A 1448-nucleotide genomic window follows, 5' to 3' on the forward strand; every position below is an offset into this window, starting at 1 on the left:
GAGCGCGGCGCCGGGACCGGCGGCCGGCCGCCCCCGGCGAGAGCGTCCCAGGCCAGCGCGAGCAGGACGCCGACCGCGGCCGCCACCACCAGGGCCAGTCGGGTCGGCATCATCATCTCGACCAGCGGCAGATCGTCCGGGACGTACGCCCAGGGGCCGTCGATGCCCGTCTCCACGCCGTTGAACCGCACCTTGGGACCGATCGACGCGACGGCGAAGACCACCACCAGCACGGCCAGGATCCGGGCGGCCAGCGACCGGCGGACCAGCAGCACCAGGGCCACCAGGGCGACCAGCACCAGCGGCCAGCCGAACCAGGTGTTCTGCTCGGTCAGCCCGATCGTCTTCTCCACCGCCTCGTCCCCGGCGACGGTGTCCCGGGCGAAGGTGACGAAGGCGACCAGGTCCTCGCCCCAGCTGTGGAAGACGCCGCCCTGCAACCCCCGGTAGGACTGCGGGCCGTTGAACTGGAACCAGATCGGGTAGGCGGCCAGCAGCAGGGCCAGCCCGCCGCCGACGCCGAGCGCCGCCGCGAAGCTGCCGGCCCGCGCCCACGCCGCCCGGGGTCGCTGCACCACGTACGCGGCCAGCGTCACCAGGCAGGCCAGCGCGGTGAGCAGCAGCATCTCCTCGTTGATGAAGATCTGGTACGCCACGAGCACGCCCAGCGCGACGCCGTTGCGCCACCAGCGGCCCGGCTCGCCCAGCCGCAGCACCCGCGCCACGATCAGCGGGAGCAGGAAGTTGGAGACGAAGTTCGGCTGACCGTTGGCGTGGTGGACGATGCCGGGGGCGAAGCCGAGGAAGGCGCCACCGACGAAGGCCGCCGCGCGCGAGCGCACCAGGTGCCGGGAGAGCATCCAGTACGACGTGGACGCGGTCGCGGCGAGGGCCCCGCCCAGGTAGAGCGCGTACATCACCTGGGGGCCGAGGAGCAGGGTGAGCGGCGCCAGCGGCAGGGTCACCCCGAGCAGCGAGGTGTTCGCCATCATGTTCACCCCGTCCGGCGCGTTCTGCCGGGCGGTGAAGAGCGGATTCTCCAGGTGCCGCAGCGAGTAGGCGCCGTGCGCGAAGAGCCACTCGAACCAGCTGTGGTCGGTCGGCAGGTGGGACGAGACCCGGTGTTGCACGTCGCCCCAGTAGTTGAGGCAGACGAGAACGCCGAGCACCGCATAGGCTCCGATGACCAGCACGTCGGCGCGGGCCGGCCGGCGTCGGGGCCGGCGCGGCGGATCGGCCGCGACGGGCTCGACCCCGACGGACGCGGAGTTCAGCGAGGGGTCTACCACCGGCACAGCCACGACGGGCCATCGTACAGGCGGTGCGGCGGCCCTCCGGCCGCACCGGTGCGCCCACGGTGGAGGCCGCACCCCGTGCCGGCGGTGCCGGCCCATGGCGGTCGGGGGAGGTCTGCCTCAACTACTGGGGCGACGTGCAACACCGGGTGA

The 1448-nt window shown here is 73.2% G+C and carries 1 protein-coding gene; it reads right to left on the reverse strand.

Annotated elements, in window-relative coordinates:
• The coding region (locus DKL51_RS32835) for a DUF6311 domain-containing protein (protein ID WP_124813200.1) at positions 1–1301 on the reverse strand (1301 nt) is incomplete at its 3' end.
• Positions 1302–1448: the final 147 nt, after the last annotated feature.

Origin of the sequence: Micromonospora globispora (assembly GCF_003857015.1) — a bacterium.
In the GTDB taxonomy this organism is placed as follows: Bacteria; Actinomycetota; Actinomycetes; order Mycobacteriales; family Micromonosporaceae; genus Micromonospora; species Micromonospora globispora.